Source organism: Planococcus versutus, from assembly GCF_001186155.3.
Taxonomy (GTDB): Bacteria; Bacillota; Bacilli; order Bacillales_A; family Planococcaceae; genus Planococcus; species Planococcus versutus.
The window spans coordinates 695,851-709,661 of the sequence record NZ_CP016540.2; the positions used below are offsets into that span (position 1 = coordinate 695,851).

Annotated in this window: 13 protein-coding genes; 6 read left to right on the top strand and 7 right to left on the bottom strand. The window is 39.9% G+C overall.

Features of this window, described 5'->3' with window-relative positions; genetic code table 11:
* The first annotated feature begins 35 nt into the window (after positions 1 to 35).
* Positions 36 to 599 carry a DUF488 domain-containing protein gene (locus tag I858_RS03595; RefSeq protein ID WP_049694878.1) on the top strand — a complete coding sequence of 188 codons (564 nt, stop codon included), beginning with the start codon at positions 36 to 38 and terminating at the stop codon, positions 597 to 599.
* Positions 600 to 662: 63 nt separating this feature from the next.
* On the opposite strand, the gene I858_RS03600 is transcribed toward I858_RS03595, so the two are convergent.
* The 5 genes from I858_RS03600 to I858_RS03620 form a co-directional block, all read right to left on the bottom strand.
* Positions 663 to 2,288: an FMN-binding glutamate synthase family protein gene (locus I858_RS03600; RefSeq protein WP_049694877.1), complete on the bottom strand. Its 1,626-nt coding sequence runs from the start codon at positions 2,286 to 2,288 to the stop codon at positions 663 to 665.
* Between the two features lie 28 nt (positions 2,289 to 2,316).
* On the bottom strand, positions 2,317 to 2,940 hold the full coding sequence (locus tag I858_RS03605) for an SDR family oxidoreductase (protein WP_049694876.1): 624 nt from the start codon (positions 2,938 to 2,940) through the stop codon (positions 2,317 to 2,319).
* A gap of 159 nt (positions 2,941 to 3,099) precedes the next feature.
* Positions 3,100 to 4,437, bottom strand: a complete 1,338-nt coding sequence (locus I858_RS03610) for a DUF4179 domain-containing protein (RefSeq protein ID WP_049694875.1) — start codon at positions 4,435 to 4,437, stop codon at positions 3,100 to 3,102.
* Positions 4,430 to 4,948, bottom strand: coding sequence for a sigma-70 family RNA polymerase sigma factor (locus tag I858_RS03615; protein ID WP_049694874.1), 519 nt, complete (start codon positions 4,946 to 4,948; stop codon positions 4,430 to 4,432). The genes I858_RS03610 and I858_RS03615 overlap by 8 nt, the downstream gene beginning before the upstream one ends.
* A 191-nt stretch (positions 4,949 to 5,139) precedes the next feature.
* On the bottom strand, positions 5,140 to 5,985 hold the full coding sequence (locus tag I858_RS03620; RefSeq protein ID WP_049694873.1) for a DUF4097 family beta strand repeat-containing protein: 846 nt from the start codon (positions 5,983 to 5,985) through the stop codon (positions 5,140 to 5,142).
* Positions 5,986 to 6,282: 297 nt separating this feature from the next.
* Between I858_RS03620 and I858_RS03625 the strand changes: the two genes are divergently transcribed.
* Positions 6,283 to 6,729, top strand: a complete 447-nt coding sequence (locus I858_RS03625) for an SRPBCC family protein (RefSeq protein ID WP_049694872.1) — start codon at positions 6,283 to 6,285, stop codon at positions 6,727 to 6,729.
* Between the two features lie 115 nt (positions 6,730 to 6,844).
* Here the strand turns inward: I858_RS03625 and I858_RS03630 are convergent, their stop codons facing one another.
* Positions 6,845 to 8,359, bottom strand: coding sequence for a DHA2 family efflux MFS transporter permease subunit (locus I858_RS03630; protein WP_049694871.1), 1,515 nt, complete (start codon positions 8,357 to 8,359; stop codon positions 6,845 to 6,847).
* A 172-nt stretch (positions 8,360 to 8,531) separates the two neighbouring features.
* On the opposite strand from I858_RS03630, the gene I858_RS03635 reads away from it, so the two are divergent.
* From I858_RS03635 to I858_RS16895, 3 genes are all read left to right on the top strand, one after another.
* Positions 8,532 to 9,155: a TetR/AcrR family transcriptional regulator gene (locus tag I858_RS03635; protein WP_049694870.1), complete on the top strand. Its 624-nt coding sequence runs from the start codon at positions 8,532 to 8,534 to the stop codon at positions 9,153 to 9,155.
* 551 nt (positions 9,156 to 9,706) lie between these two features.
* Complete coding sequence (locus I858_RS03640) at positions 9,707 to 11,212, top strand: phytoene desaturase family protein (protein ID WP_049694869.1); 1,506 nt, start codon at positions 9,707 to 9,709, stop codon at positions 11,210 to 11,212.
* A gap of 42 nt (positions 11,213 to 11,254) precedes the next feature.
* Positions 11,255 to 11,407, top strand: a complete 153-nt coding sequence (locus I858_RS16895) for a hypothetical protein (RefSeq protein ID WP_157886474.1) — start codon at positions 11,255 to 11,257, stop codon at positions 11,405 to 11,407.
* Between the two features lie 55 nt (positions 11,408 to 11,462).
* Here the strand turns inward: I858_RS16895 and I858_RS03645 are convergent, their stop codons facing one another.
* Positions 11,463 to 12,158: a FadR/GntR family transcriptional regulator gene (locus I858_RS03645; RefSeq protein WP_049694868.1), complete on the bottom strand. Its 696-nt coding sequence runs from the start codon at positions 12,156 to 12,158 to the stop codon at positions 11,463 to 11,465.
* 191 nt (positions 12,159 to 12,349) lie between these two features.
* Here I858_RS03645 and I858_RS03650 point away from each other — a divergent pair, with 191 nt between their 5' ends.
* Entirely contained in the window at positions 12,350 to 13,750 is a 1,401-nt protein-coding gene (locus I858_RS03650) for an FAD-binding oxidoreductase (RefSeq protein ID WP_049694867.1), read from the top strand.
* Positions 13,751 to 13,811 lie beyond the last annotated feature (61 nt).

Below are 13,811 nucleotides of genomic sequence, written 5' to 3' on the forward strand. Positions count from 1 at the left end.
AAGAGTAGATCATTTGAAAAGGATGGAGAGTCAAGATGGACATTTATACAATTGGTCATTCGAGCCACTCGAAAGAATTTTTTGAAAAGATGTTAAAAGACAATTCGGTTGAAGTGTTAGCAGACGTGCGAGCATTTCCAGGCAGTCGCAAATGGCCGCAATTTTCGAAAGATATTTTCCCGGAATGGTTAGAGGCAGATAATATCCACTACCAGCATTTTCCGAAACTTGGAGGGCGTCGACGCAAATCGAAAGAAATTGAAGTAGAAGTAAACGCAGGATGGAACAATCAGTCGTTTCATAACTACGCCGACTATACCTTGACTGCTGAATTCAAAGAAGGCATAGAAGAGCTACTAGCGATTGCTAGCGAAAAGCGCGTGGCTTATTGCTGTTCGGAGCGGCATCCTTCACGTTGTCATCGTTTTTTAATCAGTAATTGGCTTGTTGCAAATGGTCATAAAGTTTTTCACATTATTGATGGAAAAGACGAAAGTATTGATATAATTGAGCATGAAATTGCCATGTGGGGAGCTCCAGCTGAACTGAAAAAAGAAGATAACGTAGAAGTTGTTTATCCAGAAGAACAAGAACGTTAATGGTATGGAATTACGCAAAAAGCAACACAAACCAGTTGGTTTGTGTTGCTTTTTTATCGTAAGTTATTTTTTAACTGTTAAATTTTCAACGTCTTTTTCTTTCTTTTCTTCTTGCTCAATTTTATGAATCATACTGCCAACAGAAGAAATACGACCTTGAATGTCTTTATGAGTTAAGTGTTTTCTCTCGAGCATTGTCGGAGACTCAACACCTGCAGCTGCGGCAATGTTGAACAATCCGGCACGCAAAGACATGACATAATTGGCAACACGGTACATTTTCTCACCAACTACTAAGCCGTCTTGTAAGTCAGGATCGGTTGTAGCAACACCGACTGGACAAGTATTCGTATGGCACACTTCTGCCATGATGCAGCCGACACTAATCATAAATCCTCGAGCGATATTAACGAGATCTGCACCCATTGAAAGCGCAATGGCGATTTTATCCGGTGTAATTAGTTTCCCGGAAGCAATTAGCTTCACACGATCGCGGACTTCGTATTGACGAAGCAATTCATCGACAATCGGCAATGCTGTCATAATAGGTAAACCGACTGAATCTGACAATTCTTGATAAGTTGCACCGGTTCCGCCTTCACCTCCATCGATTGTGATGAAATCAGGGCCTTTGCCGCTTTCTTTCATAATTTGAACCATTTCTTCGAGACCTTCGACATCACCGACGACAATTTTCATGCCAACTGGCTTGCCGCCAACTTCACGCAGCTCTTCAATAAAGTCAAACAGTTTATCAAATGAATCGTATTCCGTAAAACGGTTAGGACTATTAACGGTTTTTCCCGGTTCAATCAAACGAATCCGTGCAATTTCTTCGGTTACTTTATTGCCTTCTAAATGGCCGCCGCGTGTTTTAGCACCTTGAGCCAATTTGATTTCGAAAGCTTTGACTTGTTCCATTTCGGATTTTTCTTTGAACGCTTCCCAAGAAAATTCGCCACCGGCAGTCCGTACGCCAAACAAGCCAGGTCCGATTTGCATGATTAAATCTGCGCCACCCGCTAAGTGATGATCAGAAATGCCACCTTCACCAGTATTCATCCATGTGCCACCTGCAACGCCAAGTCCTTTTGATAAAGCGGTGATGGCATTTTCTCCTAAAGCGCCATAGCTCATCGCGGACATGCCCACTTGTCCTTTTATTCGGAATGGCTCACGACAATAGCCCTCACCTAGAACAACTGCATCTTCGTCGCGAAGATAGTATGGATCAGTAAGAACTTCTTCTCGGTGTTCTTTTCGCGACATCAAGCCTTCGTTGTCAACGACATATTTGACTGTTTTTACTTTTTCACTGTTATCCACTTTTAGTTCAGTTCGTAATTTAGGAAATAACGAATTGCGGATGTAAAAACCGTCTTCTGCAAAATTACGATTAGATCCAAACCCAATCAGGCGTTCATTGTATTTTCCAGCTTTGACGATATTTTGGTATTGGATACGTGAAAAAGGTAATCCTTCGTTGTCTCCAGAAAATAAATACTGGCGAAGCTCAGGTCCGATGTGTTCAGTCATGTAACGAACTCTTCCTAGTAACGGAAAATTGCGGAGTATCGCATGCTGTTTTTGGTGATTGTCTTTTTGGTAAATGTATGCAATATACGCAAGTGGAGCTGCTACAGTAGATCCTAGAATTGCGGATGGTAAGTATTTTGTTATTTTTCCCATAAAATCCACCTTTTTAATTTTATTATTTTTATATGTTTTTCAATGCTTTTTTAATTGGAGTCGTTCCAGATACAACTTTAAAGGTCTTATTGTATGTGGCTTTGTTGGCAAGTGATTCCACTAAAACAGCCGCCACGTCTTCAAACGCAATTTCTTTGCCTTTTTCACCATTGGAAGAAACGATATTAATCGTATTTTGACCTGGTTTGTGAACACCGCGACTCGAGTGGATAACCGTATACGTGAAACCATCTAGCTTGATCAGTTGTTCTGGAATTTTTTTGCCGCCGGTTTCTTGTGATTCTGCTGATTCGTCCACGCGAGCTGGGCTCAAGTAAATCACACGTTCAATTTGTTGTTCGCGTGCTTTTGCCATAGCATGTGCGACTGCGTCTTTATCCACCAACACGTTTTTGTTTTCGCCTGCTGTCGGATTCGCACCAGCTATGTAAATTATCGCTTCGCATCCTTCCATGACTTCGACAAAGCGATTGTCTTTGGCTACGCTTACATGAATAGCACCAATCATTCGCAGTTCTTCTGCTCGATTTTCCGTTTCTGCAATCGTGAATGCTTCGTGGTTTTCAGCAGCTAATCTCTTTAAGACATATTCACCAACATCGCCGCCTCCGCCAAATACAAATACTTTCATCCAATCCCTCCTTTAAAAGTTTCTTTACTAGGCTTTTCCCTAGCTTTCTACTAGTAAAACAATTTAATAGGAAAGAACAGATTTTATTCGAATCATGCTTTTGGCTACACCACGATCAATGGCAGGAACCTTTGTTTGGTCCCTGCCATTGATGTCGTACTATTTTTTTGGCAACTCAATTTTAAGGTTGCTATTGATATAATTGGGATAAGAAAACAATTCAACTTTCACAGGATTGAGATAGCCAGTGTCTTCTATACCGATATCAATGATTTGCCTATCTTCATATCCACTAGATATTCCAGAATATCGCATTTCTATAGGAGCACCGGTGGTATCTGTTATATTTCGATCAATTCCATACGTATGTTCATTTTCTGAATCTAGTTTCAAAGTCATTTCAAATCCAGTACGGCTCGACTTAGTTAACGCTAATTTGCCATCTTTCGGGCTATGGACTAACAAGTTCTGATCGGTATCGACTAAGAAATAAGCGTCTTCTTTGTCGACTGCCTGTATTTTGTTTATTCGCAAATACAGCTGTTTCGGCTTTTCAAAATAGTTACTTTGAATATAGTAAAGCATCTCGCCGTCTTCAATATCGCCAGTAGCCGAAATTCCGTTAGATATTGAACTCCAGATTTCACCGTTATCATCTTCTAAGCGCATATCTTCAAACTGAAGTATTTTTTTAGTGTTAGCTGGATCAAATGAAATCTTAATACCCACGCGAAGGGGATGAATTGTTACGTCTTCGATTGTGAATTTTTGTCCTTCGACTTCAACTTCTTTATTCATGTCATAAACGACACTCGGTTTTACATTTTCAGGAACGACAAACGGTATAGAAAAATCAAACAAATCACCGTTTAAAATAGTTTCTAGCTCGAGTGTAAATGATAAATCTTCAAAATTCATCGAGTCTTCAAACGTATATTTTAGAATATCTGTATAGATTTTTGGAGACTCTTCTTCAGGTACTGGAGAACTGTAAGAAATGCTTGCAGAATCAAGTTCTTGTTGCTGATTTTTTAAAACGGGTGTGTTTATAATAATATCATCCATTTCTGCAGGTGATTCAATTGTATAAAAGATATCCATTCCTGATTCATCTAAAACGACACCGTCAATCGTCATCGTCGTATGCCCAATTGTTTGAGACTCACCGATCGGTTGGTAGTAGTCATTTTCAAATATAGCAGTAAGCCCTTTGTCATCTTGTATCAATTCAACAAACGTCTCCATTCCTGGAATCGATGCTACCGCATTAGCGAAAGTAGGAGATACTCGAATTGTGGTGACTACTGTAAGCATCAACAGAGCAGCTACAGCCAGACTCCAAAAAGTTCGCTTCCGTTTGGCACGAGTTTGCATTTTGTCTCGTTTGGCTCGTTCGAGTCCCTGCATAATTGCCGCATCAGCTTTTTCGATAGGAAGTGGGACTTGTTCCAAACGTTCTCTGAAATCATTTAATTTTGTTTCTTCTTTTTCATACATGATCAATCCCTCCTTTATCTTCAAAATGCCTACGCAGCGTTCGCAGTGTTTTGTGCAAGCGTGATTTTACAGTGCCTTCAGGAATTTTCTCAATAGTCGCGATGTCTTTGATTTTGACGTCTTGAAAATATTTCATGTAAATTAATTGTTGATCAGCAGGAGACAGCATACTCAGAGCTTCTTGCAATTCAATTTGTGTCAAATCATCTGAAACGGAAGAATCTACATATTCGCCATTCCTGACGAAACGTTTGTCTTTTTTCAATTGGTCTTGACAATAATTAATCACAATGCGAATCAGCCAAGTTTTTGCATAGCTCGGTTCTTTTAACGTATGAATGTTCTTAAAGGCTCTGTAAGTTGTTTCTTGTAAAGCTTCGAGCGCATCATGTTCATTTTTGAGAAAAGCTAAAGCAGTCCGCAGCAAGGCTTCTTTATGCATGTGCATTAAAGCGATAAATGCGTCTTCATCGCCTTGTATCGCTTTTCGGGCGACGTTAATTTCATCCACAGCCAACACCTCACTTTCTTGTTATGTATTAGACATAGCAGTACCGAAAAAGTTCATGGAAAATAAAATTATTTATTAGTTTAAAATTTTGGTTTAGATTGGTGCAAATAAGCGATAAGTAAACGTGAAAACATCATAATTCAGGCTCTTTTACCCAAACTACGATGTTGATAGATAGCAATAGACTTGAGTTACTCCACAACAATGCGACCATTATCCGAATCAAGTTTAATAAGCGTGTCACCTTTGCCGAAAGTGACTTGTTCGGAAGTTTGACCAAAGATATCGATGCGTCCGTTGTCGACGTGTGTCTCAATACGTGCGTTAGTTGGCTCGGTTTGTGTCTGTATTTCAATGCGACCATTGTCCGTTTCAAAATCGATAGGGAAGTCGAGTGTGTCAGTAGTTAACTGAATGCGTCCGTTATTTGTTGTTGCTTCTAGTTTACCTGATGTATCTGTGAAAACGATACGTCCATTGGAGGTGTGGACTGTCATGTTAGCTTCCATGTTTGTCAGTTCGATCCGGCCGTTATCTGTTTCGGCATCGATGGTTTCACTTTCGACAGATTCCAAAGAGATGCGTCCATTATCTGTTTGAAGTGATAATTCTGCAGCTTTGATATCTTTTGCTCCAATCCGTCCGTTCTCGCTGTCTGCGGAAAGCGAGGTTAGACCGGTTGTTGGAACAAAAACTTGCAACGAGTAGGAGCGGTTAAAGTTTAATAGAGAAAACCAATTCTTGTTTTCTAATTCAATAAACAAACGATCGTCTGATACGTTTGTTTGCAACGTAAAGTTATCGTTATTGCCAACAACGATGATGCGAGTAGTAGCATCACCGCTCGGTAGAAAATCTACACGAGAATTTTCTAACGTTAATTCTATGTCATCGATTTGTACTTTGATCACTTTTTCTTCCAGTACGTTCTGTGGCTCCGGTTCCCAATTGTAAATAACATAAAAAACAGCCATGACACCAATCAGCAGTATGGCAGCCAAAATAATTAAAATTCTCACAAATTGATTTGTTTTCATAGCAAAATCTCCTTTCTTTACTAAAATGTTCTTAGTCATATAGACAAAAAGACGATTTTTAAAAGTGTGCCTAATGTGTATAGAATGAAGCAAGTACGTGACTGGAAGTAGCGAGCAATACAAATCACTAACCATATTGCCCATCTCGTAAACTTTATCATAAAAGTATATATTTATCAGAAAAATCAGTTTTAATAGTACTTTACATGTTATATTATGGAGTAAGAAAGTAGTCTTTTGTGTTCTTCGTAACTGCTTGAGAGGGTGCAGTGAGTGTAAGAAGAGAGGAGAATAGTGATGTGGGATGTGAAGAAAAGCATTTTCATCGACCGCAGTGTGGATGAAGTCCATCGATTCGCTACAAATCCAAAATTTTGGTATCAATGGTACGCCAATTTATCAGAAGCTGAAAACATACTTGGAACAGGTAAAAAAGGAACGAGTATGGATATGAAGTATTTTCTTTTAGGAAGAGAGCGATCTGTACATGTGCTGGTAGAAGAAAACGCACGCGTAGGGAATGGATACGTTTGGCGATGCTTCGTTACTGGTTCTTTTGATGCTACTCAAACGTGGAGGTATCTTACAAAAGATGAAGGAACTGAACTCAATTTTGAAATGAGTTATGAACTATCCGGCAGCATTATTGGGAAAGTAGCCAATACGTTTTATATTAAAAAATTAATGTCCAATTCAGTAGAGCAAACCCTGCAGAACTTAAAAGACATTTGTGAAAACGACTAATACACAAAACAACCTCCAAAGTCATGTGCATGATTTTGGAGGTTGCTTTTGCATCAAGCTTATATTCAATTCTCACAAAAGAGTGCTAGCTTTTGGAGCTCAAAGTTAGCGGGATTTACACAGTTGCTTCTTTTTCTGCAAGAGTAGCTGCGGCTGTTTTTGTTTCCGGAACAGCAGGTTTATCACGACGTAAAAACAAGCCCAGAACCGCTCCGACGATTGCTACGATGACCATGATGCCGAATGTATCCCCGAAAGAATTGGCGGCAACTTCAGCCATCGATTGTTGCATCGCTTCTGGCGTTAAGGCGGTTGTTCCTGTAGCGGCAGCGGCTGTTAACTCATCGGTTCTGAACGTAATTCGAGCTGATAAAATTGTTACCAATGTAGCGACAGAAAGTGAGTTGATCACTTGCTGCATCGAATTTGTTAGTGATGTGACTCGACTAACTAAGTCGCGCGGTGCTTTGTTGAACAAATGCGTGTTCATCGGCATGGTCATCATACCCATGCCGGCTCCTGCCATGATCAACGGCACCATTAAATCTTTGCCGACAGTTGTGATGTCAACTTGAGCATATTGATAAGTGGCAGCTGATACGAGTCCGAGCCCAATAACAACTAACCAACGGACACCGAATTTATCGAACAAATAACCTGCAATGGGCATAACAATCATCGAGGCAATTGCTTGTGGCAATAAAATCATTCCTGTATCGAATGCACCAAAACCACGTGCTTGCTGAAGAAACTGCGGCAATAGGAAAATTGCACCGAACAAAGCGAATTGTCCAATCCATTGTACGACGATTCCAATAGAAAAATCGATAGACCGGAATACGCGAAGATCAAGTAACGGTGTTTTAGTCGATAACTCACGGATGATAAAAGCAAGTAACGCGATGCCACCGATGATAATCCCAGCAAGGGTTTGGAAAGAAGTCCAACTGTTTGCACCTTCAATGACACCGTATGACAATCCCGCAAAAGCAATAGGTGCTAAAATCATACCCGGTAAATCGATGCCAGTTACGGTTTGACGTTCTACTTTTGGAAGTGTTTTTAATCCGAGTAAGATTGCAATAATACCAACCGGAATATTAATGATGAATAGCCATCTCCACGAATAAAATTCAACGAGCCAGCCTGAAAGAACCGGGCCAATTGCGGGTGCAAACAAAATCGGAATCCCCATCATAGCCATGACTGTTCCAACTTTGTGTTGGGGGCTCAAACGATACACATAAGCCATTGCAACAGGAATCACACAGCCTCCGCCCAGTCCTTGAATAATACGGAAAGCGATTAGCCAGCCGGCACTGTTTGGTAACGCGCATAAAACAGATGCCATCGTAAACAAGGCAATAGAACTTAAAAAAACTGTTTTTGCTCCGAACCGGTCGGATAACCAGCCGGCAAGCGGAATGACCGATGCTTGGGCAAGCATATAACCTGTCACTGTCCATTGGATTGTTGGGAAATCTGTATTTAAATCTTTCAGTAAAGTAGACAATGCTACGTTCATCGAGGTAGTGTTCAAAACAACCATGAATACGCCTGAAATGATTGCTAGCAAAGGTACAATAATACTTGTAATTCGAAATTCTTCTGGTGCCGCATTTTGTTCCATTTTGTGCCTCCAATTGTTTGTCAAATCTATTTGACTGCTGTTTAGTTTGCTTGTTATAATCAAATCGGACAATTGTCCGCTAAAAGAATAATACGGACAACTGTCCGTAATGTCAATCGCTATTATTTACTATTGAACATATTTTTTCTGAAAACAGCGGGGAGGCTTTAACATGACTGAAATTCAAGACAACTCCAAGACCTTGAAGTCTGGAAAAAAGCCAGTAGACTATCAAAATCGAATAATAAATGTGTCTGTCCAGTTGTTTAAAGAACAAGGTGTTGAACATGTGACCATGCACCAAATCGCTAAAGTCGCAGAAATTGGACAAGCAACTCTTTACCGTCGCTATTCCAATATAGGTGAAATTTGCATGGCGATTTTGAGCAATAACACACAAGACTTCTTAAAAGAATTAGATGAATTTCTCCTCTCTAGCAACCAAGACCAAAGCCCTTTAGCACAGTTAAGTAGCATCATCGAAAAAATTGCTGATTACATCGATGGCAAAGCAACAATGCTTGTCGTCATTAAAAATGAATACAGTCGCGAGCTTCAACTGTTGCAATTCAATCATCCCGTTTTTCTTTATTTACATGAAATTATTTCTGGCTTGTATTCAAAGTCTATCCAGCAACAAGAAATAGGAAAATTGAATGTCACGTTGACTACTCATTCGTTAGTCGCGGCACTAAGCCCTGATCTTTTTCTATATCAACAGCAAACACTGGGATTTTGTAAAGAAGAGATTATTGCCAGTGTGAGACAGATTTATATTGAAAGCTTGAAAAAATAAAACGAAACCCGCAATGTGGATGTATACATCCACATTGCGGGTTTTTTATAAACATAGAGTTACTTTAAAGGTTCTTTTCTTTGTGAAATATAACCTAATTTTTGTTGTTTAAAAAAAGTAGATGGCGCAACAAGTGTTAAAAGGTTTTGGCTGAACGTAATTTTAAAATCTACTTTTCCCTAAAAAAGAAATGTTAAGCAGCTTCTGCACGCTTATTTTGAAATACGCACGCTCCGGAGCAATTCTGCACGGTTAGAAAAATATACGCACGGTCGCGAACAACTTACGCACGTTCAGTGAAAAATACGCACGCTTCGAGCCACAATATTACTTATTTGATGGAATGACTAGCGATGGATCTTGTTATTGGAGTGATTCAATATGGACATTCAGACAATTCAGCTTCTATAATAAAGTATGTATTAAAATTATACAAAAACTATATAATGCAAGTTTTTAACACCAATAGATAGGGAATCAAAAGAGCTATAGCGATGTGTTGATCTGTTGATAGAAAACATAACGGTGAATAAGAAAGGCGGAATATAAATATGGGTAGTCTACAAAAATCCGTAATTGTAATTGGAGGGGGACTTGGCGGCTTATCAGCAGCTATTTCTCTTGCTCAAAAAGGATATGCGGTTTCTTTATATGAGAAAAATGACCATATTGGCGGAAAAGTAAATCGCCTCGAACAAGACGGATTTGGTTTTGACTTAGGTCCATCTATTTTAACAATGCCCCATATTTTTGATAAATTGTTCCAAGGCAGCGGCAAGCGGATGGAAGATTATGTGCAAATTCAAAGACTAAACCGGGAATGGCGTTCGTTTTTCCCAGATGGCACCAGATTGGATTTGTATCATGATCTTGACTTGATGGAACGAGAAAATCCTTCACTTTCTCGCAAAGACATGAAAGAGTATTATGCGTTATTAAAATACGCGCAGAAGATTTACAAAACAACAGAGCGCAGTTATTTAAAAGAGGGCTTTGAGTCACCGCAAGAAGCAGTGGCGCAAAACGGCATCATAGCGACGTTGACTGGATTCGATTTGACCTCAACGATGTATAGCGCGATTTCGAAACGCATAAGCCATCCACACTTGCGTGACATGCTGTCGTATTACGTTAAATACGTGGGCTCTTCTCCTTACAGTGCACCTGCTGTTCTCAATATGATGATTTACATGCAACACGCGCAAGGGTGCTGGTACGTGAAAGGCGGTACGCATAAATTGGCGGAAGGATTAACAAAACTTGCAGAAGAAATAGGTGTCAAACTGCATACGAGTATGGGTGTGATTCGTGCGTTGACCAGTGAAGAAGACAAAATCGTTGGTATTGAACTAGAAGATGGTTCATTCGAAACCGCAGATTATTATGTATCCAATATGGAAGTTATTCCGTTTTATAAAAAAATGGTCGCTACAGACGAAGCGTTTGTTGCTGACTTGAAGAAAAAGTATGAACCTGCAAGTTCAGGTCTTGTGCTGCATCTGGGCGTAAAAAAAACCTATCCATTCTTAAATCATCATAACTTTTTCTTCTCAGAAAACTTGCATGAACAAATGGAGAAAGTATTTGAAAAACACGAGTTGCCTGATGATCCAACTATCTATTTAGTAAATGTGAATAAAACCGATCCATCTCAAGCACCAGAAGGACATGAGAACATTAAAATTTTGCCACATATTCCGTATATTCAAGATAATCCATTTACACCTGAGCAATATGCGGATTTTGAAGAACTGGTGCTTGATAAATTAGAACGTATGGGCTTAGACGGGCTGCGGGAAAATATTGTGACACGTGACGTCTGGACACCACACGACATTGAACGTGTTTACGGATCAGATAGAGGCGCTATTTATGGAACAGTTTCTGATAAAAAGAAAAATGGGGGATTCAAACATAAAAAGCAAAGCGAATTGTACGATAATCTGTACTTTGTCGGGGGCACAGTAAACCCAGGTGGTGGTATGCCAATGGTGACACTGAGTGGCCAACAAGTTAGTGATAAAATTGTGAAACGTGATCAAGCTGAGAACACATAAAGACGCTATAGTTAGGGACGAAATCTGAGAAGAGGTGACTAGGTGAAGGTGATACGATTCATGGATGATGTAGTTGGCACGATTTTTGACGGATTCAAACTCGTCGTTTATTTTGTCGTTGGGGCATTTAGTGTATCAATGATCATGTACGGGATTACCGGGTTGTTTAATGTGATTACGGATCTGTTTTATTGAAATATGACTAGTGGAAAAAGCCATCTTTGAAAAAATCAAAGATGGCTTTTAGTAGTTAAAAAGAGCTGTGTAATTCAGAGCGAACGCGCGAAATGTGCTGTCCCATCAGTCGTTTAGCTAAGTCACTGTTTTGAGATGCGATGGCGTTGTAAATTTCTTCGTGTTCGTTGAGCGTTTCTTGATGACGATTAGACTCTGTAAAGCGATGCCTACGTGTTTCGCGGATGTTTTCTTCTATTCGTGTTGCTAACGTTCCCATTAAATCAATCAGTAATTGGTTTTTTGTGGCATAGGCGATTTGTAAATGGAAATCAACGTCTGCTTGAACACCTTTTTCAGGATCGCTTTTAGCTCTAGCCATTTGAATAAGTACCTTTTTTATGGCTTCCAGGTTTTTGGGAGTGGCTCGTTGGGCAGCTAGAAAAGCAGCTTCTACTTCAAAAGCACGTCGCAATTCGAGCATTTCATCGATCAAAATGGCCTTTGCTTTATCGATATGCGTCCGAAGTTCATCGCCGAGAAGGTCGCGTTTAGACGACGCACGAAAGCTCCCACCCCCTTGTCGGATTTCGATAAATTCTTTGCTTTCCAAGTCTTTTAAAGCTTCTCTTATGGAGTTGCGGCTGACACCAAACAAACTGGCAAGATCGCGTTCAGAAGGAAGACGATCTCCCGGTTGCAAGTTTTGTTCCAGGCAGAGAAGATGAATTTGTTCCACAATCAATTCATAAGTCTTTTTCTTCGGATTCAAAATAAACGCTCCTCCTGCTAGTTTTTTAGATTTACTTTATCATACAGCATAAAATCTGCAATGACTTTTAAAAAAACGTTGTACTTTTCAGATTATTATGTATAATTGGTTTTAATTGGTTGGACCAATTTCGCGGAAAACAAAATAAAACCAGTATTAACTATAGAAAAGTAAAAAAGGAGCGAACATCTATGACAATGACAAATCAAGAAACTGTCCTCGATCACTTAAAAGAACATTTAACAGCTGAGCAAATCAGCATGAATGAAACCATTAAAGAACTCCATGGTCAAGATGAGTCGTATCATCAAATGAAACTCCCTGATATTGTAGTTTTCCCAGAAACCACAGAACAAGTTTCTGAAATTATGAAAATTTCCACACAACACGAAATTCCTGTTATCCCATTTGGTCTCGGATCCAGTTTAGAAGGGCATGTCATCCCCGAAAATGGTGGAATCACTATTGATTTTTCATTGATGAATCGAGTATTGGAAGTATATGAAGAAGACTTTTTGGTAAGAGTGCAACCAGGAGTAACACGGACACAGCTCAATAAAGAATTAAAAAAATACGGCTTGTTTTTCACAGTAGACCCAGGAGCAGATGCAACACTTGGGGGAATGGCTGCAACAAATGCAAGTGGCACAACTTCTGTGAAGTATGGCGTCATGCGCGATCAAGTGCGTGATTTAGAAGTGGTTTTAGCAGACGGAAAAGTCATTCACACAGGTAACAAAGCCGCGAAATCTTCATCAGGTCTCCATTTAAACGGTTTATTTGTTGGATCTGAAGGAACGCTCGGGTGCTTTACGGAAATGACGCTGCGTGTTTATGGAATTCCTGAGTTCGTCACCGCAGCTCGTGCATCGTTCCCTACAGTAAAAGACGCTGTTGAAGCTGTCGTCTCCATTTTGCAGGCCGGCATTCCAATTGCCCGCGTTGAATTAGTTGATGAACAATCGATGAAGCAAGTGAACAAGTACAATGATACCGTTTATTTAGAAAAACCAACTTTATTTTTAGAATTTCACGGCAACGAAGCGGGTTTAAAACAAGATGTCGAATTTATGGAGGCAATTGTTCAAGAACATGCGTGTGAAGAAATTGCGTTTGAAACAGATACCGCAGCGCGTAACCGTCTATGGGAAGCGCGTCATACATTGGCTTATGCCTATATTCATAGCCATCCTGGAAAAAAGATGATGGTAACCGATGTATGTCTGCCAATTTCAGAATTAGCAGGAGCTGTCGGACATGCGCGTGAAAACTTGGTGGCATTAGATTTACCTGGAGGAGTCGTTGGGCATGTCGGAGATGGCAACTTCCATGCACTGATCATGATGGATATGAATAATGCAGAAGAAGTAGCAAAAGCACAAGAGTTTAACGAACGCATTGTGTTGTATGCACTTGAAAGAGGCGGTACATCTACAGGAGAACACGGTGTTGGAATTGGTAAGCAGAAATACCAACAACAAGAACACGGACATGCACTTGATGTTATGGAGAAAATAAAAGCTGCACTAGATCCAGCAAATTTACTGAATCCTGGTAAGAACGTCCAATCAGCAACCAAAAGAATCGAATAATATAGAAGCATTGCCTACACTGAGTCATATTACTAGAAACTGTTTTGCAGTCTGGTAATTT

What these genes read in the sequence shown, in the direction of transcription:
- I858_RS03595 (WP_049694878.1), top strand. Translation starts at nt 36, where the DNA reads ATGGACATTTATACAATTGGTCATTCGAGCCACTCGAAAGAATTTTTT.
- I858_RS03600 (WP_049694877.1), bottom strand. Translation starts at nt 2,288, where the DNA reads ATGGGAAAAATAACAAAATACTTACCATCCGCAATTCTAGGATCTACT.
- I858_RS03605 (WP_049694876.1), bottom strand. Translation starts at nt 2,940, where the DNA reads ATGAAAGTATTTGTATTTGGCGGAGGCGGCGATGTTGGTGAATATGTC.
- I858_RS03610 (WP_049694875.1), bottom strand. Translation starts at nt 4,437, where the DNA reads ATGTATGAAAAAGAAGAAACAAAATTAAATGATTTCAGAGAACGTTTG.
- I858_RS03620 (WP_049694873.1), bottom strand. Translation starts at nt 5,985, where the DNA reads ATGAAAACAAATCAATTTGTGAGAATTTTAATTATTTTGGCTGCCATA.
- I858_RS03625 (WP_049694872.1), top strand. Translation starts at nt 6,283, where the DNA reads ATGTGGGATGTGAAGAAAAGCATTTTCATCGACCGCAGTGTGGATGAA.
- I858_RS03630 (WP_049694871.1), bottom strand. Translation starts at nt 8,359, where the DNA reads ATGGAACAAAATGCGGCACCAGAAGAATTTCGAATTACAAGTATTATT.
- I858_RS03635 (WP_049694870.1), top strand. Translation starts at nt 8,532, where the DNA reads ATGACTGAAATTCAAGACAACTCCAAGACCTTGAAGTCTGGAAAAAAG.
- I858_RS03640 (WP_049694869.1), top strand. Translation starts at nt 9,707, where the DNA reads ATGGGTAGTCTACAAAAATCCGTAATTGTAATTGGAGGGGGACTTGGC.
- I858_RS03650 (WP_049694867.1), top strand. Translation starts at nt 12,350, where the DNA reads ATGACAATGACAAATCAAGAAACTGTCCTCGATCACTTAAAAGAACAT.